The 21,673-nt window shown below is 57.3% G+C and carries 20 protein-coding genes and 7 pseudogenes; 17 read left to right on the top strand and 10 right to left on the bottom strand.

From position 1 onward, the window contains the following. Positions 1 to 35 precede the first annotated feature (35 nt). The gene (locus ACYZTM_RS28345; RefSeq protein ID WP_131062936.1) at positions 36 to 932 is read left to right on the top strand and encodes a DMT family transporter; all 897 of its coding nucleotides are present in this window, start codon (positions 36 to 38) and stop codon (positions 930 to 932) included. 172 nt (positions 933 to 1,104) lie between these two features. On the opposite strand, the gene ACYZTM_RS28340 is transcribed toward ACYZTM_RS28345, so the two are convergent. Then, a complete protein-coding gene (locus ACYZTM_RS28340; protein ID WP_461985914.1) occupies positions 1,105 to 1,467 on the bottom strand; it encodes a DUF6124 family protein in 363 nt (120 codons plus the stop codon). Positions 1,468 to 1,977: 510 nt separating this feature from the next. Between ACYZTM_RS28340 and ACYZTM_RS28335 the strand changes: the two are divergent. Beyond that, positions 1,978 to 2,061: pseudogene (locus ACYZTM_RS28335) on the top strand (LysE family translocator); the annotation flags it as partial. Here ACYZTM_RS28335 and ACYZTM_RS28330 read toward each other — a convergent pair. The 4 genes and pseudogenes from ACYZTM_RS28330 to ACYZTM_RS28315 all read right to left on the bottom strand — a co-directional run. After that, positions 2,060 to 2,147: pseudogene (locus ACYZTM_RS28330) on the bottom strand (LysE family translocator); the annotation flags it as partial. The pseudogenes ACYZTM_RS28335 and ACYZTM_RS28330 overlap by 2 nt on opposite strands. Before the next feature lie 32 nt (positions 2,148 to 2,179). Next, positions 2,180 to 2,372: pseudogene (locus ACYZTM_RS28325) on the bottom strand (transposase); the annotation flags it as partial. A 218-nt stretch (positions 2,373 to 2,590) separates the two neighbouring features. Next, complete coding sequence (locus ACYZTM_RS28320; protein ID WP_461985912.1) at positions 2,591 to 3,730, bottom strand: nickel/cobalt efflux protein RcnA; 1,140 nt, start codon at positions 3,728 to 3,730, stop codon at positions 2,591 to 2,593. Positions 3,731 to 3,738: 8 nt separating this feature from the next. Further along, positions 3,739 to 4,014 carry a metal/formaldehyde-sensitive transcriptional repressor gene (locus ACYZTM_RS28315; protein ID WP_131062939.1) on the bottom strand — a complete coding sequence of 92 codons (276 nt, stop codon included), beginning with the start codon at positions 4,012 to 4,014 and terminating at the stop codon, positions 3,739 to 3,741. Between the two features lie 210 nt (positions 4,015 to 4,224). On the opposite strand from ACYZTM_RS28315, the gene ACYZTM_RS28310 reads away from it, so the two are divergent. From ACYZTM_RS28310 to copD, 4 genes are read left to right on the top strand one after another with little or no spacing between them, the layout of a single operon-like run. After that, positions 4,225 to 6,003 (top strand): copper resistance system multicopper oxidase, encoded by a 1,779-nt coding sequence (locus ACYZTM_RS28310; protein ID WP_461985910.1) that lies wholly within the window; start codon positions 4,225 to 4,227, stop codon positions 6,001 to 6,003. Positions 6,004 to 6,013: 10 nt separating this feature from the next. Then, positions 6,014 to 6,901 (top strand): copper resistance protein B, encoded by an 888-nt coding sequence (locus ACYZTM_RS28305; protein WP_131062941.1) that lies wholly within the window; start codon positions 6,014 to 6,016, stop codon positions 6,899 to 6,901. Between the two features lie 55 nt (positions 6,902 to 6,956). Further along, positions 6,957 to 7,340, top strand: a complete 384-nt coding sequence (gene copC / locus ACYZTM_RS28300) for a copper homeostasis periplasmic binding protein CopC (protein WP_131062942.1) — start codon at positions 6,957 to 6,959, stop codon at positions 7,338 to 7,340. A 3-nt stretch (positions 7,341 to 7,343) separates the two neighbouring features. After that, on the top strand, positions 7,344 to 8,279 hold the full coding sequence (copD, locus tag ACYZTM_RS28295) for a copper homeostasis membrane protein CopD (RefSeq protein WP_461985907.1): 936 nt from the start codon (positions 7,344 to 7,346) through the stop codon (positions 8,277 to 8,279). 93 nt (positions 8,280 to 8,372) lie between these two features. On the opposite strand, the pseudogene ACYZTM_RS28290 reads toward copD, so the two are convergent. Continuing rightward, positions 8,373 to 8,759, bottom strand: a pseudogene (locus ACYZTM_RS28290) (KUP/HAK/KT family potassium transporter); the annotation flags it as partial. Positions 8,760 to 8,782: 23 nt separating this feature from the next. On the opposite strand from ACYZTM_RS28290, the pseudogene ACYZTM_RS28285 reads away from it, so the two are divergent. Further along, positions 8,783 to 9,148 (top strand): annotated as a pseudogene (locus ACYZTM_RS28285) (SDR family oxidoreductase). On the opposite strand, the gene ACYZTM_RS28280 reads toward ACYZTM_RS28285, so the two are convergent. Next, a complete protein-coding gene (locus ACYZTM_RS28280) occupies positions 9,122 to 9,886 on the bottom strand; it encodes a tetratricopeptide repeat protein (protein WP_461989249.1) in 765 nt (254 codons plus the stop codon). The pseudogene ACYZTM_RS28285 and the gene ACYZTM_RS28280 overlap by 27 nt on opposite strands. Before the next feature lie 298 nt (positions 9,887 to 10,184). Further along, positions 10,185 to 10,298, bottom strand: a pseudogene (locus ACYZTM_RS28275) (hypothetical protein); the annotation flags it as partial. An 84-nt stretch (positions 10,299 to 10,382) separates the two neighbouring features. On the opposite strand from ACYZTM_RS28275, the gene ACYZTM_RS28270 reads away from it, so the two are divergent. The 4 genes from ACYZTM_RS28270 to ACYZTM_RS28255 all read left to right on the top strand — a co-directional run bounded on the left by ACYZTM_RS28270 (position 10,383) and on the right by ACYZTM_RS28255 (position 13,898). Continuing rightward, positions 10,383 to 11,639, top strand: coding sequence for an IS256 family transposase (locus ACYZTM_RS28270; protein WP_461964636.1), 1,257 nt, complete (start codon positions 10,383 to 10,385; stop codon positions 11,637 to 11,639). Between the two features lie 314 nt (positions 11,640 to 11,953). Then, positions 11,954 to 12,496 carry a DUF3455 domain-containing protein gene (locus ACYZTM_RS28265; RefSeq protein WP_131062806.1) on the top strand — a complete coding sequence of 181 codons (543 nt, stop codon included), beginning with the start codon at positions 11,954 to 11,956 and terminating at the stop codon, positions 12,494 to 12,496. A gap of 107 nt (positions 12,497 to 12,603) precedes the next feature. After that, positions 12,604 to 13,170: a sigma-70 family RNA polymerase sigma factor gene (locus ACYZTM_RS28260; protein WP_131062805.1), complete on the top strand. Its 567-nt coding sequence runs from the start codon at positions 12,604 to 12,606 to the stop codon at positions 13,168 to 13,170. After that, entirely contained in the window at positions 13,167 to 13,898 is a 732-nt protein-coding gene (locus ACYZTM_RS28255) for an anti-sigma factor (protein ID WP_461985904.1), read from the top strand. The genes ACYZTM_RS28260 and ACYZTM_RS28255 overlap by 4 nt, the downstream gene beginning before the upstream one ends. 49 nt (positions 13,899 to 13,947) lie before the next feature. On the opposite strand, the gene ACYZTM_RS28250 is transcribed toward ACYZTM_RS28255, so the two are convergent. Further along, positions 13,948 to 15,849 carry a potassium transporter Kup gene (locus ACYZTM_RS28250; RefSeq protein ID WP_131062803.1) on the bottom strand — a complete coding sequence of 634 codons (1,902 nt, stop codon included), beginning with the start codon at positions 15,847 to 15,849 and terminating at the stop codon, positions 13,948 to 13,950. Between the two features lie 410 nt (positions 15,850 to 16,259). Then, positions 16,260 to 16,946 (bottom strand): GNAT family N-acetyltransferase, encoded by a 687-nt coding sequence (locus ACYZTM_RS28245; RefSeq protein ID WP_131062802.1) that lies wholly within the window; start codon positions 16,944 to 16,946, stop codon positions 16,260 to 16,262. 660 nt (positions 16,947 to 17,606) lie between these two features. Between ACYZTM_RS28245 and ACYZTM_RS28240 the strand changes: the two are divergent. The 6 genes and pseudogenes from ACYZTM_RS28240 to ACYZTM_RS28215 form a co-directional block, all read left to right on the top strand. Next, positions 17,607 to 17,699: pseudogene (locus ACYZTM_RS28240) on the top strand (LysE family translocator); the annotation flags it as partial. Positions 17,700 to 17,804: 105 nt separating this feature from the next. After that, positions 17,805 to 18,275 carry an arsenate reductase ArsC gene (locus tag ACYZTM_RS28235; RefSeq protein WP_461989247.1) on the top strand — a complete coding sequence of 157 codons (471 nt, stop codon included), beginning with the start codon at positions 17,805 to 17,807 and terminating at the stop codon, positions 18,273 to 18,275. Beyond that, a complete protein-coding gene (gene arsH / locus ACYZTM_RS28230) occupies positions 18,275 to 18,964 on the top strand; it encodes an arsenical resistance protein ArsH (RefSeq protein WP_461985901.1) in 690 nt (229 codons plus the stop codon). The genes ACYZTM_RS28235 and arsH overlap by 1 nt, the downstream gene beginning before the upstream one ends. A gap of 64 nt (positions 18,965 to 19,028) precedes the next feature. Continuing rightward, positions 19,029 to 20,111, top strand: coding sequence for a bifunctional transcriptional activator/DNA repair enzyme AdaA (locus tag ACYZTM_RS28225; RefSeq protein WP_461985899.1), 1,083 nt, complete (start codon positions 19,029 to 19,031; stop codon positions 20,109 to 20,111). 41 nt (positions 20,112 to 20,152) lie between these two features. Beyond that, entirely contained in the window at positions 20,153 to 20,956 is an 804-nt protein-coding gene (locus ACYZTM_RS28220) for an isocitrate lyase/PEP mutase family protein (RefSeq protein WP_461985897.1), read from the top strand. A gap of 5 nt (positions 20,957 to 20,961) precedes the next feature. Next, entirely contained in the window at positions 20,962 to 21,579 is a 618-nt protein-coding gene (locus ACYZTM_RS28215) for a DNA-3-methyladenine glycosylase family protein (RefSeq protein ID WP_461985895.1), read from the top strand. The last annotated feature ends 94 nt before the right edge of the window (positions 21,580 to 21,673 follow it).

Genomic DNA, 21,673 nt, shown 5'->3' with positions numbered 1-21,673 from the left:
CGCCTCATGCAACCCGACACATGAGTGGACGCGAAATGGAACGGACATCGAAGCTGCACAACCAGACGTTGGAAAAGAATACGAGCGGGTTAATCAATGGGCTGATCGGCGTAGTGATCTTCAGCGGTTCGCTGCCCGCGACTCGGGTGGCAGTGCTGGAATTCGACCCGGTCTTTCTGACCGTGGCCCGAGCCACCATCGCTGGCGTGCTGGCGCTGTGCATTTTGTGGCTGTTCGAGGAAAAGCGGCCTGCGCGAAACCAATTGTTGCCCTTGGTTATCGTCGCGATGGGCGTGGTGGTCGGGTTTCCGCTGCTGACCGCGCTGGCGCTTCAGTACGTGACGTCCGCGCATTCCATTGTCTTCGTCGGTATGTTGCCGCTTGCGACCGCCGCGTTCGGTGTGTTGCGCGGTGGCGAGCGGCCCCGGCCGGCGTTCTGGTTCTTCTCTGTTTTGGGCAGCCTGCTGGTGGTCGGATTCGCCGTTTCCCAAGGACTGACCGCCTCGCCGACAGGCGACATCCTGATGCTGTTGGCCATCCTTGCCTGCGGCCTCGGCTATGCCGAAGGCGCGAAGCTGTCCAAAACACTGGGCGGCTGGCAGGTGATTTCATGGGCGCTGGTGTTGTCGCTGCCGATTGTCGCCCCGCTGACCTGGTGGCTGACGCCCCCTTCGTTCTCGGGGATCAGTGCGCCGGCGTGGTTGAGCCTGGCGTACGTGTCGCTGTTCAGCATGCTGATCGGTTTTGTATTCTGGTATCGCGGGCTGGCACAGGGAGGGATTGCGGCCGTTGGACAGCTTCAACTGCTTCAGCCTTTCTTTGGGTTGGCGCTGGCGGCCACGTTGCTTCACGAGCAGGTCAGCATCGGCATGCTGGGGGTCACCGTTGCGGTGATCATGTGTGTGGTGGGTGCGAGGAGATTTGCGAAATAACGCCCCGGCACCCGGCAAAGCCCGCAGGTCTTGTGGCTACCAAAAACCCCCAGTGATCGGCAAACCACAGCGGGTTTTCTTCGCGTTTAAAACACCGCGAGCCGCTGCCATGCCATTTCTGACCCTGATTGACGGCCAGATATCAGTTACCCATTACCACAGCAGACCGCACCTACTTGGGCAGATCAATTTTATCCAACACCCGGTTCGCGGTGATCTCCGCCACCATGATGCTGTTGGAAATGCCCAGCAGCGCATAACGCGATTCACCCTCCAGATGATCCACCAATTGATGGACCATCACATCGACCGAGGCCAGGGTCTCGACCAGATAAACCGCCAATGTTTCGGCCGTAGCCTCGGGGTCCACTGAAAACAGAGTACTGCGTGTGCGCGGGGTGGACTTGATGTTCGCATTCGAGGGGAAGCGGAAGTCGAGCGCCCGCTCGGCGGCATCGTTGAGCTTCTTGGAGTCGGTGGATTCGTACGGGGAAACGTCGTCCGTTTCCAGGGGATTGGGTGTGGCTTTGAACATGGTGATGCTCCTTGATTAGCGGAGCCGCCACCGTTCGCGGTCAAACGAACAGAGGTGGCAGCTGTACGCGGGTTGACCGACCGGAAATCAAGGAATCCGGCACACCCGAAGATGTCCCACGCACAGCCACCGCAAAAAAGCCGGAAGCTTTTCCTGGTCACTGGTACGCCTTGATTGAATCGGACGGTCAAGTCCGGACGCTAAATTGGCAGCGACCCGGAAACGATAGAGACCAGGCCCAAGGCGCACAAGCCGGCGGATTCTGGCGCAGCCGTAGGCAACGGCGCAAGGATTTGTAGCTTTCAGGAAGTAAACTTGATGGCGATTAAACGCGCCCCCTCAAATCATGTTGAATGGGCGGTCGCGCACTCATTACGAGCAACGAAATTGTACTGCGGTATGCGCGCGCCGCTTTACGGAAAAAGCCCTCTGCCGTCCATGATAAAAATATCGCTCTCGTTTCTAGAGACCTGTCATGGACCTCGCCACGCTCACGCTGTTTCTCCCCGCCTGGTCAGGGTCGGTCGGCTGCTGGTGTTTGCCGGGATGATCGCCCTCGCATCGACCGGGTTGGCGGTGGTGCTGCAAACGGCCCCCGGATCGGCGCGCCATAATTGCCACGCCAGGTAAAACAGATACGCCGCGGCCACAATTTTGATGGCGTAGAACAGCAACTCGGAATGTGCTGCCATCGATGGCGACCAGATGTTCTCAAGATCGCGGGGTGTTACAGGCCGGCCAGTATCGGCTGGAATGGCACCTTCAAAACCCATATTGACCAGGTCGAGTTCGTCGACAAAGACGTCGACTACGCGCACCGGATTAGTATCGCTGACGTAGTCGTCGAGGCTCTCGGGAAGTAAGGTGCCTTTGCCTCGATGTTCACCTTGGATAAAGCGCTTCATGGGCGATCCCTGCGATGAAATCCTCAGAAATCATACAAGTGTTCGCGAAGGCGTTTTACACACTCCGGGCCGATTGTTGCCTATCATGGAAGGGCTGCGATCGGCCTGCCGAGATGTCTAACTCAGGCGATAACACCGGACCTGAAGCCAGCATTACCGGCACAAAACAGACGCTTTTTACATTTTGATTTCAGATCTGAAAATGGTTCAAAACTGGCTTATGCAGCACTCAAACCAATCCAGCCGTGAACCCCCACGTATAATCCGACCCCGATGATCAACACGCTGGACAAATAAGGTGCGCGACGCGCAACTGCGCCAAGCCAAGGCCAGCGATTGGAAGCTTGCTTAGCGCCAATGGCCGCCGCCGCACCGACGGATACCAATGTAAGCGCCAAACCAAGGCTGAAACACAATACCAGCACGCCTCCCAAGGCGACTTCCTTGACCTGAAGGCAGAGCAGCAGAACGGTAATAGCCGCTGGACAGGGAATCAGCCCCCCGGTCAACCCGAACATAATGATCTGGCCAGTGGTGACCTCACGATTGGTGAAGCGCTTACGGATATCGTTGGCATGGGCACGCTCATGCGCATCCTGATAACCGTCAATCGACAGTTCCAGGCCTTCCAGTTCGGAATGCTCGTGACTGTGTCCGTGCTCCTGATAATCCAGATCGTAATCATGGGAATGGCCCGCATGCCCAAGACTCAAACGAGCACTAAAGTCATGAGGCTCAGGAATATCGGCGGTCGATTCGAGGAAACCTTCGCGCTCGACGAACGAGAACGCTTGAATGCTGCCATTTGAGCGGGTAGTCGTCAGTCGAACCTCTGCCGCTGACCAGGCATGCCCACTCAACGCCTTCATGCGCCAGCGTGGAGGCATTCCCTGTTCGAAAATCGCCAGTTCGATCCGCCCGTGGCCCGTATCAATACGCTGAGTCTCATCGTGATGAGCATGGGTATGTTCGCCGTGATGGTGATCATCACCTTGCTCGAACTTGAACATCTGTTCGCCGCGCCACGTACGCCACAGCATCCAGAGCGCAATTACTATGATCAGAGCGGAGGATGCTAGCTGGAAGTACGGCTCAGTAGTGTGAGCGTCCAGGCCTTTGCCCAGATACATGCCACCAATGGCAACCAACCACACCACTGCGGTGTGCGAGAGCGTTGCGGCCAAGCCCAGCAGTACAGCCTGTTTCACCGATCCACGAATGGCGACGATGAACGCTGCCATCATGGTCTTTGAATGGCCAGGCTCAAGCCCGTGCAACGCACCTAGCAGTATCGCGCTCGGGAAGTAGAGCCACGCGTGGGTGCCCCCCTGCTGAAGCAGTTCTGCAAAATTTGGCATGACAGGGTCTACTTCGAGTAACGACGGATGGCTTCAAGCAACTCTTCGACACCTTTAGCGCGCTCTTCATCGCTCAATTCAGGATTCGCAACGTGAGCGTGCGCATGTGCTTCTATAATTTCATCCATCAGACCGTTCATTGCCCCGCGTGTGGCCGCGACAAGATGCAGCGTTTTGGCACAGTCCGCGTCCGACTCCAGCGCTCGCTCTATAGCCTGAACCTGACCGGCGATACGTCGAACACGCTTCAACAGATCGTCTTTTTGCCCATGAACATGCGCCATACCATACCCACCTACCCTATAATGATGCGCATATTCACTCAAAAACCAGGCATTCGCAAGCCAGCATTCGAGTGGGTCACGGCCAAAGCTACGGGTGAAGCTGACAAAACGGTAATCTTCCGCTCAGCCTTCTGAAAGCTTGCACCCATTACCCTCTTCATCAGTATCTCCTGTTTGCTCTGTCATCCGACTGACTGGGAACAAAGCGCCATGCAACCTGAAACATCAAGACGAACCTTTGTGAAGGGACTCGCCGCCGCCGGGATTCTCGGCGGCCTCGGGCTATGGCGCACACCTGTCTGGGCAATCACCAGCCCCGGCGAGCCGAATGTCCTGGCCGGTACCGATTTCGACCTGTTCATCGGCGAAACCCCGGTCAACATCACTGGCAACCCGCGCACCGCGATGACCATCAATGGCGGCATACCCGGCCCACTGCTGCGCTGGCGCGAAGGCGACACGGTCACGTTGCGGGTGAGGAACAAACTCGACGCCTCCACCTCCATTCACTGGCACGGCATTCTGCTGCCGGCCAACATGGACGGTGTGCCGGGCCTGAGCTTTCATGGCATTGAACCGGGTGGGATGTATGTCTATCAATTCAAGCTCCGGCAGAACGGCACTTACTGGTATCACAGTCATTCTGGGTTTCAGGAGCAGTCCGGCGTTTACGGCCCGTTGGTGATCGATGCGAAGGAGCCGGAGCCGTTCCAGTACGACCGAGATTACGTGGTGATGCTGACCGACTGGACCGACGAAGACGCGGTCGGCCTGATGAAGACGTTGAAAAAACAGTCGGATTACTACAACTACAACAAGCGCACCGTGGGCGACTTCATCCACGACGCCAGTGAAAAAGGTTGGGGCTCCACGGTCGCAGATCGAAAGATGTGGGCTGAAATGAAGATGAATCCCACGGACCTGGCCGACGTCAGCGGCGCGACTTACACCCACTTGATGAACGGCCAGTCGCCTGACATGAACTGGACGGGGGTATTCCGGCCTGGCGAGAAACTGCGTCTGCGCTTTATCAACGGCTCCGCCATGACCTACTTCGACGTACGCATTCCCGGTCTGAAAATGACGGTAGTCGCCGCAGACGGTCTGCATGTCAAACCGGTGAGCGTCGACGAGTTTCGCATCGCAGTGGCCGAGACGTTCGATGTGATCGTCGAGCCGACCCAGGATGCCTACACCTTGTTCGCCCAGTCGATGGATCGTACTGGCTATGCCCGCGGCACGCTGGCGGTGAAGACGGGAGTGTCCGCGCCGGTACCACCACTGGACCCGAGGCCGCTGGTGACCATGGATGACATGGGTATGGGCGGTATGGATCACGGCGGTATGGGCGGCGACATGGCGGGCATGGATCACAGCCAGATGACGGGTATGGACCACAGCTCAATGCAAGGCATGGACAGCATGTCCGGCATGGATCACAGCGGTATGGCTGGCATGGGCGAAATGCAGTCCCACCCCGCGACGGAAAGCAACAATCCGCTGGTGGACATGCAAGCCATGACCACTTCACCCAAACTCGATGACCCTGGCCTCGGCCTGCGTGACAATGGTCGTCGGGTCCTGACCTATTCCGACTTGCGCAGCACCTTCGCAGACCCGGACGGCCGCGAGCCCAGCCGTACTATCGAACTTCACCTCACCGGCCACATGGAAAAATTTGCCTGGTCGTTCAACGGCGTGAAGTTCTCCGATGCCGAACCCCTGCGCCTCAAGTATGGCGAGCGGGTTCGGGTGGTGCTGGTCAACGACACGATGATGACCCATCCGATCCATCTGCACGGCATGTGGAGCGATCTCGAAGACGAGAACGGCCAGTTCATGGTACGCAAACACACCATCGACATGCCGCCAGGCTCACGGCGCAGTTATCGGGTGACCGCCGACGCGCTCGGCCGCTGGGCCTATCACTGCCACCTCCTGTACCACATGGAAATGGGCATGTTCCGTGAAGTTCGCGTGGAAGAATGAGGCGCTACCCATGATCAGGATCACTCCGATTTCTTTGGCGCTCGTGACCGCGAGCCTGACACTGTCTTCGGCAATGGCCGCCACCGACGACATGCAAAACATGGATCATAGCCAGATGCAGGGCATGGACCACAGCCAGATGCAAAGCATGGACGACGGTCAGATGCAGCCTGCCGCGCCTACCGAAAGCCGCACGCCGATCCCGGCGTTGACCGATGCCGACCGCGCCGCCGTGTTTGTCAGTCCGGGTGGGCATAACGTGCACGACTCCGCGCTCAACACGTACTTTCTCGCAGACAAACTAGAATGGCAGGACGCCGATGACGGCAGCACCCTGGCCTGGGATCTCTCAGGCTGGATCGGCGGCGATATCGACCGCCTGTGGCTGCGCTCCGAAGGCGAACGTACCAACGGCAAGACTGAAGATGCGGAAGTCCAGGCACTGTGGGGCCACGCCATCTCCCCGTGGTGGGACGTGGTAACCGGCGTTCGGCAGGATTTCAAACCCGGCGACCCGCAAACGTGGGCGGCGTTCGGCGTGCAAGGCATGGCGCTGTACAACTTCGAAGCCGAAGCCACGGCGTTTATCGGTGAAGGTGGCCAAACCGCCGCTCGACTGGAAGGCGACTACGACATCCTGCTGACCAACCGACTCATTTTGCAGCCAACCGCCGAACTCAATTTTTACAGCAAAAATGACCCGCAACGAGGCATCGGTTCTGGCTTGTCTAACACTGAAGCGGGCCTGCGCCTGCGTTATGAAATCCGCCGGGAGTTTGCGCCTTACATCGGCGTGACCTGGAACCGCACATACGGCAAAACAGCCGATTATGCCGAGGACGATGGCGAGGATCGCAGTGAAGCACGTCTCGTCCTTGGTGTTCGGCTGTGGTTCTAGAACGCGTCAACTTAACAATCAAAAAAATACCGCTTTAAGCGGTGAGAGGCCTTGTATGCGACTGATCAAAACCACCGCTGTTGCCATCGCACTTTCTGGTGGGCTGCTTATGAGCACATTCGCTCAAGCGCACCCGAAATTGCTCTCATCTACCCCGGAGGAAGGCGCGGTCGGTGCGGCCCCCGGCAAGATCGAACTGCACTTTTCCGAAAACCTCATGACCCAGTTCTCTGGCGCGAAACTGGTCATGACCGAAATGTCCGGTATGGCCCACTCCCCGATGCCCATGAAGGCCAAAGTCTCTGGCGGCAGCGACCCGAAAACCATGGTTATCACGCCGCTTTCTCCATTGCCCGCTGGCAGCTATAAAGTCGAATGGCGCGCGGTGTCATCGGACACTCATCCGATCACAGGCAACGTTTCGTTCAAAGTGAAGTAACTGATGAGCGATTGGGCCAGCATTGCCCTGCGCTTCGGCTTGTACCTGGATTTGATGCTGCTCTTTGGCGTGGCGCTTTTCGGGTTGTACAGCTTTAAAGGACGAGAGCGAGTGTCGGGTGCCGTGTTGCCGTTTCGGTCTATCGTGGCGGGTACGACGGCGCTCGGTGTGCTGGTGTCTATCGCCAGCATGGTGATGATGGCGAGCGCCATGAGCGGGGAGTCGGACTTCGCTGAGCTGCGTCCGCATATTGAAATGATGGTATTTGAGACGGACGTAGGGCTGGCCTGGGTCGTGCGAATCATCGCGTTAGTTGTTGGCGGTTTAGCGGTGATGCTCAACCAGCGTGCGCCTGGCTTTAGCTTGGTGGTCGCAGCTATTGCTGGCGGGATCGCCCTCGCCAGTCTGGCATGGAGCGGTCATGGGGCGATGGATGAAGGCAGTCGTCGTTATTGGCATTTTGCAATGGACATATTGCACCTGCTGGCGGCAGGCGCCTGGCTGGGTGCATTAGTCGCTTTTGCCAGGATGGCAATGCTCGACACACTGCAAACCGAAGAGAGCATCAGTTTGCTGACCCGGGCCGTCAACCGATTCGAATCGGTGGGCGCTTTGATCGTGGTCGTCATCACGGTCACAGGTGTCGTGAACTACCTGTTCATCGTGGGCCCAAAACTCGATGCCGTGCTTCTAAGCACCTACGGGACTTTGCTGATCATCAAAGTGGTGTTGTTTGCCGGGATGCTGGTGCTGGCCGCACTGAACCGATTTCACCTTGGCCCGCTTTTGGAGCGGTCGTTGCGGGAGGGGGAATATCGAGTGGCGGCGAATGCGTTAAGGCGCAGCGTGTTGGTCGAGTTATCGACAGCAGTTTTGATTGTGGGGCTAGTGGCTTGGTTGGGAACGTTAAGTCCTGATATGGAGATAACCTCCCAATAGTGTTTCCAATGAGCAGGAAAATGACCTCCTGCTCGATTAATGCCTGCCTCAACAGAGAATTTCGTGCTGTCAGATGTTTGTGTGCGGGCCGCTTTACGGCTTCGTTTGCCTCCACATCTCTACTTGTGTTCCCAGCTCGATCACTCTATTCAACGGTAACTTGAAGTATTTCAAGTTGCTGTTGGCATTTTTCAGCAGGAACGCGAACAGGCTTTCGCGTCAGCGCGCCATACCAATGCGCTTGGTGGGGATCACTGTCTCCCGGCTGAGGAAATAGGTCGTGCGCATCGGACTGAGATCCAGTTCCTTCAGCTGACAAAGACTTAGCGCCATGGGTACGTCGGGCTCCTCCATGAAACCAAAGTGCAGACGGACCCGAAAAAACCCTTCGCAATAAGCTTCAACCTCAAACCGGCGTTCAGCAGTCACCCGAGGGCTGTCTTCGGACACTACCGTCAGCAGCACCACCTGCTCGTGTAGGCGAACAGAAGAAGAAACCGATCATGTTGAACGTCAAAGACAAAGTCATCGCAATCACCGGCGCAAGCAGCGGTATCGGTGAGGCTACCGCGCGGCTGCTGGCAAGCCACGGCGCGAAAGTGGTGCTCGCTGCTCGTCGTACCGACCGACTTGAAATGATTGCTGGCGATATCAACGCCTCCTGCGGCAAGGCGTAATTACGTGCTCTAGACGTCACAGACCGAAAGGATGTCCAAGACTTCATCGACTTCGCCGTTACCCGGTTCGATCAGGTCGATGTGCTGGTGAACAACGCTGGAGTGTCCGGAATGGCGGCAACTGTAGTTCGGACCGCTATCGGACAGAAGTGGATGTTCAGAAACTCAACCGTGCACCAAGTAGGCCCCTGACGGAACCCGTTTTCGCAGTTTCTTGCATTTGCCGGGTGCGGGCTGATGCCCCGGCGGGCGATCAGGAAACCAGATTCGGCATTTACCTGGAGGCGGCAAATGGCCGCGGGGAATCTCAACCTCATCGTACGCAGGCCCTGGCTCGACGGAAGCCATTTGCGATTTTCCTTCGGGCCGAGACCTGCCAACTGTCGATGAATCCAATACCTGGTCTGCCGTTGCGCGAGCGAAGTTGCCAGCGTCGCGCCCAGTGTCCTGAGTGGATTGTTCAGCAACGCCCATTTCTGCTTCGCTGAGCCTTTGGGTCTCCACTTCCAGCCTCTTCTGAACTGCGACCTGGTCCGCTTTGGCGCTGGGCGGGATACCCGAAGACTGGGCCTGCTGCGCCGTCTGGATCAATTGGAAGTTGCGATTGCGTAACTCGACGTTGCGACCAACCCGCATATTCGAGCGCGTCGCCAAGGTTTCAGCCTGCTGATACTGCCCCTGCTGAAGACGCAACACACCGAGGTAATGCAGCGTCGCGGGATTGTTCGGCTGGATATGCAGGGCTCGCTCCAGCGTGGCAGCGGCTTGTTCCAACTGACCATTTCCATACTGCCGCGAGGCGGTTTCGATTAGGGTGGTTGATGCGCTGTTGCTTTGCGCTGCCGCTCTTCGCTCAGCAGCAACCGAACAAAGAGACGCGACGGCGCAGAACACCAGGATGAGACCCGGCAGAAAACTCTTGGTTGGCATCAGGGGGCGGACTCGACTGATCTCGGATGGCACTGCCGTAAAAAAGACCACAGCGCTAATCGGCATTTCCAATACAGGCACCAATTGACCTGGCCGGTACCCTGAAGTTCCCGCTGCAACGGCCACCTCAACCAGCATCTTTTTTTACCACCCCATCATCTAAGCGTGAAGTCAGAGTGGGGAACCCCTCGGTCAAGGGGACGATATGAATGTCTGCAAAGGGGCCAGGCTGTGTGAAAACGCGCTAAATACGTCGAAAACTGAGAGTCGCGAGGATTGCCTCTGGAATAAGCGGGCGGTTGCGGTCGCGATTATTGACGGCTTTGAATTTGCTGCCGTCGATGGCGATGATCGAATGAGAGAAGAGATTGAGGTAGCCGTAGATATAGATCTTCAGCAACACCGCTGGGTGTGCGTCCGAGCCTCACCCTGAGGGTGTAATTAGTTTTGTGTAAACGGTCATTTGGCAGGAGACTGCCTACCCCAAGGAAATCCAATGACCGAGTCAAAACCCAAGCGAGCCAAACGAGTCAAGCCTGATCCTGAGCTGGTTAAACTGGCCGACAGTCTGTTGGCCAATTACAAAAAGCCCGAAGATCTCATCGGCGAAAACGGCCTGCTCAAACAGCTCACCAAGATGCTGGTCGAGCGGGCCCTTGAAGCCGAGATGACCGAACACCTGGGGCACGACAAAAGCGCGACGATCACCAACACCGCCGCCAATGCGCGCAACGGTCACAGCGGTAAAACCCTGAAGGGCGACTTCGGCGAACTGCCGCTCGACATCCCTCGCGACCGGCAGGCGTCCTTCGAGCCGCAGTTGGTGGCCAAGCATCAAACCCGCTGGACGGGCTTCGATGACAAAGTCATCTCGCTGTACGCTCGCGGTTTGAGTGTCAGAGAAATTCAGGCGCACTTGCAGGAAATGTACGGCACCGAGGTCTCTCCCAGCCTGATCTCGGCGATTACCGACGCGGTGAGTGATGAGGTCAAACTCTGGCAGGCGCGGCCGCTGGACGCGCTGTACCCGATCCTCTATCTGGACTGCATTCACGTCAAAGTGCGCGATGCCGGCGCCGTGCGCAACAAGGCGGTTTATCTGGCCATCGGCGTCAACATGGCGGGTCACAAAGAGGTGCTGGGCTTGTGGATCGCTCAAACCGAAGGCGCAAAATTCTGGCTGCAAGTGGTGACCGAACTCAAGAATCGGGGCGTGCAGGACATCTTCATCGCCTGCGTGGACGGCCTCAAAGGCTTCCCTGAGGCGATTGAAACGGTTTACCCAAAAGCCGTCGTTCAGCTGTGCATCGTGCACATGGTGCGCAACAGTTTGAACTTCGTATCGTGGAAACGGCAGAAGGAAGTCGCGGCTGACCTCAAGCTGATTTACACCTCGGCCACCGCCGAGCTGGCTGAGCAACGGCTCTGCGAATTTGAAGCCAAATGGGACGCCGAGTACCAATCGATCAGCCTGTCATGGCGACGAAACTGGGCTCGGGTGATTCCGTTTTTTGACTATCCAGCCGAAATTCGCAAGGTGATCTACACCACCAATGCCATCGAATCGATCAACATGAGTCTGCGTAAAGTGATCAAAACGCGTGCGTCATTTCCGACCGACGAGGCGGTGATGAAGCTGTTTTATCTGGCGCTGAACAACATCAGCAAAAAGTGGACAATGCCGATCCGGGACTGGAAAGCGGCTTTGAATCGCTTCAGTATCCAGTTTGAAGATCGGCTGTTAACGGTTTAATAGAAATCCCGTTTACACAAAATCAGGGACACCCTCCTCACCCTCAATAAATCGCTTCATGATCGTCCCCGATACGATCCAGACAATCAGAAGGTTAGACAATCACTGGTGTTTTCACACAGCCTGGGCCGTTAGCTACCCTTCACCACGGGCAGCTGTTGGCCTGACACTCACATTGTCAAGCTATCAAGCAGTGACGCTACAACCCTTTCTGCTCGATATTTTTTAATCAGCTGCATCCAGTTTGTCCTCCAGCGGGTAGTACAGGCAGTAGCCATAGCTGCTGAACTGATCACCTTTCTGGAGAGATTTGCATGAACGCTAAAAGATTCCTGCGCATTGCCAGTACTACGCTTGCTGCCACCTGCTTGTTGGTCACAGTGCCAGCTGCGTATGCGCAAACAGATCTGCCCGACAGCATCAAGGTCCCGGACGGTCATAAGGTCGCGTTGGAGACCGTGGGCGTGGGCGAAATCACGTATGAGTGTCGCGACAAGGCTAACTCCGCCGGCCAGACTGAATGGACTTTCGTAGGACCCAAAGCGGTACTAAATGATCGCAGCGGCAAACAAGTCGGCACCTACTTCGGCCCCCCGGCTACCTGGCAAGCTAATGACGGTTCTAAAATCACTGGAACGCAACTGGCGGTTGCACCCTCAGGTACTGGTGACCTCCCTTATCAGTTGGTCAAAGCCAACCCTGCGGAAGGCAAAGGCGCGATGAGCAATGTCAGTTATATCCAGCGGGTGGCCGTTAAAGGCGGCGTGGCGCCAATGATCGAATGCTCCGCCGCAAACAAAGGCAAACGTGAGGTAGTGAAATATCAGGCTGACTATATTTTTTGGGCAGCCAATTAAGCCAACGATCCAGGACAGGTTGTTAACGCACAAAGTCGTCTACTCTGCTCCGATGGAACCCCAGCCTTAGGGCTGGGGTAATTACCACCTGCTGGCGGCTGAAAACCTTGTCCCTACCTGAGCCCTGTTTTGACTACGAAGCCTGTTTAGCTGCTTGTGCCCGAGGCGAGCAGCAGGCATTGCAAGACTTGTATGAGCAGGAAAGTGCTCGTCTTTTGGGTGTTGCCAAGCGAATCGCTCGCAGTAACGCCTTGGCCGAAGACATCGTGCACGATGTCTTTATCAAAATATGGACCCGTGCCGCCAGCTTCGATCCGGCACGAGGTTCTGCCCGTGGCTGGATCTTCAGCGTGACGCGGCATTTAGCACTCAACTTCATGCGAGATAACGCCCGGGAGATACAGGTCAGCGAGCAAAGCGAAATGGCATTGCTCGCTTTAGCATCCATGGAGGCATCGTCAGAGTGTGTGGACGCCTTCGATTTTCGAGCCCGTTCAGGACGTATTTATATGTGCCTTGAACAACTGGAGCCGGCGCGTCGCAACTGCATACTCCATGCGTATGTAGACGGCTATTCGCATTCAGAAATATCGCAGAAACTGGGCGCACCTCTGGGGACCGTCAAAGCCTGGATTAAACGCAGTCTGGTGGCATTGCGGGAGTGCATGGGATGACCATAAGCCCAGAGGATGACAGCGCCGACAACATTGACGAACTGGCGAGTGAGTATGTGTTAGGCACGTTGCCGGCCGAGCAACGCATCGAGATACAAAAGCGTCTTGCCCAGGAGACAGATTTGCGAGCTGCTGTTGATGCATGGGAACAGCGTTTGCTTGCGTTGACCGAACTGGCTGAACCGCAACCCCCTACTCCACTTCTCTGGCGGCGAATCGAGCGCAGCTTGAACAGCAATGACCGGCGAGCACCAAGAGTGACGGCCGCTGTGAAGCCAATCTCGTGGTGGAACCTTCTACCGCTATGGCGCGGGCTCGCGGGGACTGGTCTTGTCGCAACGCTGTTGCTTGGAACAGTTGTTCTGACACGAACAGCTCCGTTGAATCCGACCACCTACCTGGTAGTTCTGGTGGCTCCGCAGAACCAGGCACCCGGCTGGGTCATTCAGGCGAGCAACCGAAAGGAAATCCAACTGATTCCTTTAGGGGAAGCGCAAGTCCCAACCGACAAAGCACTTGAGTTCTGGACCAAAGCGGACGGCTGGCAAGGACCGGTGTCCCTTGGATTGGTCAAACCTGGGCAAACGCTTTCTGTCCCTTTGGATAAATTACCGCCGCTGGAATCCAACCAGCTCTTTGAATTGACTCTGGAGAACCCCCATGGATCGCCGACGGGCAAACCCACAGGACCGATTCAGTTCATTGGCCGGGCGGTTAAAGTGATCTGACCTCGGGTGTCTTAGAGGAAAAGGCCGCATAGGCGGCCTTGTTTGTCCGTCACATCTCTACCTGAGTTCCCAGCTCAATCACTCTATTCAGTGGCAGTTTGAAATACTTCAGGTTGCTGTTGGCGTTCTTCAACAAAAACGCGAAAAGACTTTCCCGCCAGCGCGCCATCCCAATGCGCTTGGTGGGGATCACCGTCTCCCTGCTGAGGAAATAGGTCGTGCGCATCGGACTGAAATCCAGTTCAGTCAAGTGACACAGACTTAGCGCCAAGGGTACGTCGGGCTCCTCCATAAAACCAAAGTGAAGACTGACCCGGAAAAACCCTTCGCCATAAGCTTCAACCTCAAACCGCCGTTCAGCACTAACGCGAGGGCTGTCTTCAGACACCACGGTGAGCAACACGATTTGCTCATGCAAGACTTGGTTATGCAGCAAGTTGTGCAGCAACGCATGTGGTACAGCGTCGGCTCTGGCCGTCAGAAACACTGCGGTGCCTTGTACGCGATGGGGTGGCAGTGAACGGATACTACTGATGAACAGCGGCAAAGGCAGCGCGGTTTCATCCAGTCGTTCAACAATGATTTTCCTGCCCCGCTTCCAGGTGGTCATCAAGATGAACAGGCCAATGCCGGCGATCACAGGGAACGCACCGCCTTGGAAAATCTTTGGTGCATTGGCGGCAAAATACAGGCCGTCGACCAGCAGAAAACCAAGCAGCATAGGGATGGCCAGCCAACGTGGCGTTTTCCAAAGGAGCAGGACGACAGCCGAAGACAAGATGGTGGTGATCAACATGGTGCCCGTGACCGCAACCCCATAGGCAGCAGCCAAGGCACTGGACGACTCGAAACCGATCACCAACAGCACGACACCGACCATCAATGCCCAGTTAACGGTACCGATGTAAATCTGCCCTTGTTCCTGGCTCGAGGTGTGCTGGATAAACATGCGCGGGACGTACCCTAGCTGTATTGCCTGGCGTGTCAGGGAGAAAGCACCAGAGATCACGGCTTGAGAAGCAATGATGGTGGCGAGAGTAGAGAGAGCAACCATCGGCAGCAGTGCCCAGCCAGGCGCGAGTAAATAGAATGGATTGCGCACCGCCTCCGGGTTCTCCAGGATCAAGGCACCCTGACCAAAATAATTGAGTACCAGTCCTGGCAACACCAGAATGAACCACGCACGAGAAATGGGTTTGCGGCCAAAGTGGCCCATGTCGGCATACAGTGCTTCAGCACCGGTCAACGCCAACACGACAGCCCCCAAAATCGCCACGCCCATGCCCGGATGAACCACGAAAAACTGCACTGCCCAAGCAGGGTTGAGCGCTTGCAGCACCTCGGGGCGCTGCAAAATCCCGTAGATCCCGAGCGCGCCTAACACCACAAACCACAGCACCATGACCGGGCCGAACAGAATCCCAATGCGAGCAGTGCCGTGTTTCTGTATCAGGAACAGCGCCACCAGCACGATCACGGACAGGGGCACCACCCAGTGCTCGATCCCGTCAAACGCCAGCTGTAACCCCTCCACCGCAGAGAGCACCGAAATCGCCGGGGTGATCATGCTGTCCCCGTAAAAAAGTGCGGCGCCGAACAAGCCGAGCAACACCAATACCTTGCTCATGTGCGGATACGGGGTGGAGGCGCGACGGGCCAAAGCCGTCAGCGCCATGATGCCGCCCTCACCCTGGTTATTGGCACGCAGGATGAACAGCACGTATTTGATCGAGACGACCCAGATCAGCGACCAAAAGATCAACGACAGAATACCCAGCACGCCGTCGTGATTCACCTGGACGCCGTAGTGGCCGGAAAATACTTCTTTCAGCGTGTACAGGGGGCTGGTGCCGATGTCCCCGTAAACCACCCCAACAGCAGCGACGAGCAAGCCCACGCCTGAGGTTTTGGATGGGGAGTCTTCGTTTGCAACGGTCGCTGTCTCACTCAAGGGGCGAATCTCTCAATTAGCGGGAAGTAACTGCACGCCATCCTTGGGCAATACATTTTTCCAGGGCCATCGGAAAAGCGAGGCGCATGGACGATCTAAAAAATCGCGGCCAGTATCGTTGCGGTCAAAAACACTGACCGTAAAGAAAGCGTAAAAATTTTACGGCGATTACGCCCCATTTTCGAATACTCGGGCTTCGAACCGGCTTCGGTTGTACTTCAATGTGCAGGAGCTTGACACCGTGCAGTAGCGAGCGAAAGGAGTCCTCGTTTACCGGAAACTTCAGAGTCGTCGAGAAAAGGTCTAATGCGCCACAAGGGTGTTTGTTCCTATAAAGAACAGCCAGCCGGTGGCGGAATAGACAATGAGGTGTTCATGTGGTGGAAGCAATCGATCTCAGCTTTTGCATCTCACGCTGAGGCAGCCACTGTCGGACGCCCGGGTTTGCGTAGGAGATCGAGTCGCGAGCCGCTGTAGCGGGATTCGCGGAACAAACGCCAGCGCCCGAAGAAGCCATAGACATGCATGACCCGACCCTGCTCGTGGTACCCCATGCGGATGTGCAATTTGAGCGCCGGGACGTTATGCGTCTCACAGACGTCCACTACCTTGTTACACCCTTGCGCTTGCATGGTCTGCCACAATCTGATTTGGGCATCGACTGAAAGGGCCGTACCGAAGTAAGGTCGCGTCATCTCGCCCCCGAACTCGAAGAACTCGCCGTCCTTGACCGGGAACCAGCAGCCGTAGTAGTGGCGATCATGGTAATTGCGTTTGCTGCCCCAAATGAAGGCCACGGCATCGTCGTTTTCGTCCAGGTACATGTGACCTGTATGCCCTTCGGCGGCCAGTTCGCGCATGGTTTCCACGCGGTCGCCAAAGTGCTTGGTGAACGCATCAGCGTTCTGTGTATCGATGTCGACCAGGCGTAACCCCGAATAGGGTCTGAGCGTGCAGGGTGGCACCGGCGTGACCAAGTCACGCTCCATCCACAGCAGCTCCCAGTGGAAAAACACATAGCGCTCCCACAGTGTACGGAAGGTGCGACGCAGGCCTTTTTGTTTGATTCGGTCTTGTAGCTTCTGCAATGCACTCATGATGCTCTCCCGGCGGAACTGGGGCGCCGTTATAAAAGTCAGTGACGATTGAAATCCACAATGGACAATCAGCAACGTTTCAGTTGAGTGGGTATATGAGCAGCTAATGGGCTGCAGTCGATGCGACTCTTGGGATGAAGTGCCAGCCACATCCATACACTTGAAGTGGGTATAGATCAGCGCGGCAGGCACATATCAAAAAGACACCAACAGTTTTGTAACAAACTATTCTGCTTTTCGCTGAATGAAGCTAAGTCTTCGCTGCACATGAATTTTTAGGCCACGCCGTTCTTCGCGACCGAGCGATGCCTGCTGGAACCAACCCTTCAGGGAATCAAAGAAACAGGAGCGAGTCAGCTCGGGGACACATGCCCAGTCAGTTTGTGCGGATGCGAGACGCAGGTCCTCAACACCTGCTGTTTTTCTCATGCCTCTTTAGGCAGTTTTTTTGCCTGACAGTTTTGGCAGCAGTTCTGCCAAGTCAGCTAATTGAGCTTCTGCTTTTGCGAGTGTGGTGGCTGCGCAGCTTTTCCAGACCTTTTCCAACGGGCGCAACTCAGGTTCCTTTGAAACAGCCGACGACGCGTTAACTCATTTATTGGAAGGCACGGCCAACGCCCGCTGGTAATTGTTGATCTGGGTTTGCCTGGACAAATACAGGCCGAGCCTGGGGGCAAGCGGATATTCAACCGCTGCTGTGCGGGGCTGTTGTCGGCGGTGGCTTCGGTGTTGTTGATGGCGCGCCGTGCCTGAAGGTGACGGAGCGGAAAAGGCAGTTGGCAACTCGGGTCGGCATCCGTATATTCGGATATCCATATATACGAGCCTTCAGCGATGAGCCCACTCCCCCACCATCCCATCAGGATTCTCTTCATGTGCACCGCCAACAGCTGCCGCAGCGTGTTGAGCGAAGCGCTGTTCAATCACCTGGCTCCCGCGGGTTTTGAGGCGGTGAGTTCCGGCAGTTTCCCCAGCGGCCGACTCAACCCTCAAGCCGTGCAAACCCTGCACAACCTCGGTATCTCGACCGAAGGCCTCTACAGTAAAGACTCTTCAGCGTTCGCCGATTCCCCACCCGATATCGTCATCACCGTTTGCGACAAAGCCGCCGGGGAAGCGTGCCCGGTGTATTTCGGCCCGGCGATCAAAAGCCATTGGGGGCTGGCCGATCCGTCGGAGGTGCATGGCACCGAGCAAGTGATTCAGGCTGCTTTCGACAGCACCGTCGAAACGATCAAGCAACGGTTTGCAGCCTTCTTCGCGCTGGACCTGAAAAACCTTTCAGACGCTGAACTGAAAGTCGAACTGGACCGCATCGGAGCCCTGTGATGAACGACGACCTGCCCAATCTCGATCTGGAACTGCTGACGTTTTCAACCGAAAGCACCCACAAACCACGCATCCTGCTGCTCTACGGCTCGACTCGCGAGCGCTCCTTCAGTCGGCTGCTGACCGAGGAAGCCGCACGAATTCTGCGTCTGCTGGGAGCCGAAACGGTGATCTTCGATCCCTCCGGCCTGCCCCTTCCCGACGATGCGCCCAGCGACCACCCGAAGGTCCAGCAACTGCGCGAGCTGGTGCTCTGGTCAGAAGGCCAGGTCTGGTGCTCCCCGGAACGCCACGGCTCGATGTCGGCGGTGTTCAAGGCGCAAATCGACTGGATCCCGCTGACGATGGGCGCGGTTCGTCCAACCCAGGGCAAAACCCTGGCGGTGATGCAGGTCTGTGGCGGCTCCCAGTCGTTCAACACGGTCAATCAACTGCGCGTGCTGGGCCGCTGGATGCGCATGTTGACCATCCCCAATCAATCCTCGGTGCCCAAAGCCTTTATGGAGTTTGACGAGGCTGGCCGGATGAAGCCTTCTGCGTACTACGACCGTGTGGTGGATGTGATGGAAGAACTGATGAAGTTCACCGTGCTGGTGCGTGGCCGCGAGGAGTTCCTGGTCGACCGCTATTCGGAGCGCAAAGAGAGCGCTGAAGAACTGTCGAAGCGGGTCAATCAACGCTCGATCTGAGGGAGCGGAATTCTCTGTCGATTTTCCGGTGGAGGCGCCGGCCAACGCGTCTTATGCTCAGCCCATGAACCTACAAAACGCTTTGCTTCCGCCCCACGCCGAGATGGTTCGCGCCATGCTCGAACGAGACACCGCCTACGAGGGGGTGTTCTTTACTGCCGTGAAGACCACCGGGATCTTCTGTCGCCCCAGTTGTACGGCGCGTAAACCGAAACCGGAGAACGTCGAGTTCTTCGCCCATGCCGATGAGTGCATGTCGGCGGGCTACCGCGCGTGTCTGCGCTGCAAGCCGCTGGACGCCGCCGCCATTGCGCCGGACTGGGTGCAGGCATTGCTCAAGTCGGTGGACAGCGATCCCGACCTGCGCTGGACCGATGCCCAGCTCGTGGCCGAGGGCATCGAGCCGCTGAAACTGCGGCGCTGGTTCAAGCAGCATTTCGGCATGACCTTCCACGCCTGGCTGCGCACCCGGCGCCTGGGCATGGCGTTGGGCGGTATCAAACAGGGTGATTCCATCGACAACGCGGCGTTCGACTCGGGTTACGAATCCCTGAGCGGTTTTCGCGATGCGTTTCAAAAATCCTTTCACATCACACCGGGCCGCGCGGCAAACAGTGAACCGCTGCTGTTCACTCGCCTGACCACGCCGCTGGGGCCGATGATCGCCATGGCCGAACGCCGTGGGCTGGTGCTGCTGGAGTTTCTTGATCGTCCGGCGCTGACCCGGGAAGTCGAAGAACTGCAGAACCGTTATGGCTATGCCGTGGCGCCTGGGCACAACGCCCATTTGCAGCAGATTGAAGCCGAATTGACGCAGTATTTCGCCGGAAAACTCACCCGGTTCAACGTTGCGCTGCACTTGCCCGGCAGCGAATTCGCGCGGCAGGTCTGGGCAGAACTGGCGAAGATCCCCTACGGCCAGACCAGCACCTACGGCACCATCGCCGCCACACTGGGCAAGCCCGGCGCCAGTCGTGCAGTGGGCCTGGCCAACGGGCACAACCGTCTTTCGATTGTGTTGCCCTGCCACCGGGTGATCGGTGCAGACGGCTCGTTGACGGGCTATGGTGGAGGACAACCGCGCAAGGCGTTTTTGCTCCGGCTGGAAAAAGCCGCCGTGCAGGTGACCGAACAACTCGCATTCTGACCCCTTGGTTTTCTCTAAAAAGTCATAAGGAAGGAGACTCGATGGACACGCAATTTCATCAACTGCACCACGACGGCTTGTTGATCCTCACCAACGTCGCCGATGCCACCGGGGCGCGCATCGTCGAGCAACTGGGCTGCAAAGCCGTGGCCACCAGCAGCGCGGCGGTGGCCTGGGCGCATGGGTATGCGGACGGCAATGCCCTGCCCCTCGAACGCCTGATATCGACCATCGAATCCATCGCCCGCGTGATTTCGGTGCCGTTGACCATCGACGTCGAGGCCGGTTATTCCGATGACCTGACGCGGGTAGCCGAAGTCATCGATGCGGTGATCGCGGCCGGTGCGGTCGGGATCAATATCGAGGACGGCGCGGCCTCGCCGGAGTTGCTGGTGCGCAAGATCGAAGTCGCCCGGCAGGTTGCCGATCGCCGCAACGTGAAGCTGTTCATCAATGCCCGCACCGACGTGTACCTGAGGGGCCTAGTGCCTGCCGAAGATCGCGTCGCGGAAACGCTCAAGCGCGCCGCGTTGTATCAGGCGGCGGGCGCCGATGGGCTGTTCGCGGCGGGTGTCACTGCAAAATATGAAATTGAGGCGCTGTGCCAGGGCACCTCGTTGCCGGTGAATGTGCTCGGGCTGCCGGGTTTGCCATCGCCTGAAGAGCTGCAAGCGCTCGGCGTGCGGCGTCTGAGTGCCGGCTCGGGCATCGCCGAGTTTCTGTATGGCGCCATGGCCTCCCTGGCCAAAGGCTTTCTGCAGACCGGCAAACTCGACAGCAGCCACCTCAAGGCCTTCACGTACGGGGAAGTCAACGCCCTGCTGAAAACGGCCGGAAACACTTGATTGCCATGCCCGATCCCTATCTGCCCGCAACCAGGTTCCTGTCATCGATCGATGACGACTGGCGACGCCATATCGCCGCCGTCGGCCCGTGCCTGCATCAGCCCCATGCGGCTCGCGATCCGTACGAGTCGCTGGTGCGGGCGATTGCCTATCAGCAACTGCACGCCAAGGCTGGGGATGCGATTGTCGGTCGGTTGCTGGCTTTGTTTCCGTCGACGACGTTTCCAAGGCCCGAGCAGATTCTGGCGACAGGGTTTGATCAACTGCGCAGTTGCGGATTTTCCGCGGGCAAGATCGCGACCATTCAAGGGATTGCGCAGGCGGCTTTGGACGGTGTGGTGCCGGACTATTTGACGGCACTGGCGATGGACGATGAGGCGCTGATCGAGCGCTTGATCACCTTGCGCGGGGTTGGGCGCTGGACGGTTGAGATGTTGCTGATTTACAGCCTGGAGCGCCCGGATATTTTGCCGGCGGATGACTTTGGAGTGCGTGAGGGGTATCGGCGGCTGAAGGGGCTGGAGGTTCAGCCTACGCGCAAGCAGATGGTTGAGATCGGATTGGCGTGGAGTCCGTATCGCACGGTGGCTTCCTGGTATTTGTGGCGGATGACTGGCAAATAGACCGCGTTATCGTTCTTCGCGAGCAAGCCCGCTCCCACATTGGAAATGCGTTCCCTAGTGGGAGCGGGCTTGCTCGCGAAGGCGATTTCACAGT

This window comes from Pseudomonas sp. MDT2-39-1, assembly GCF_054898085.1.
This window is presented reverse-complemented; position numbering and strand designations above follow the sequence as displayed.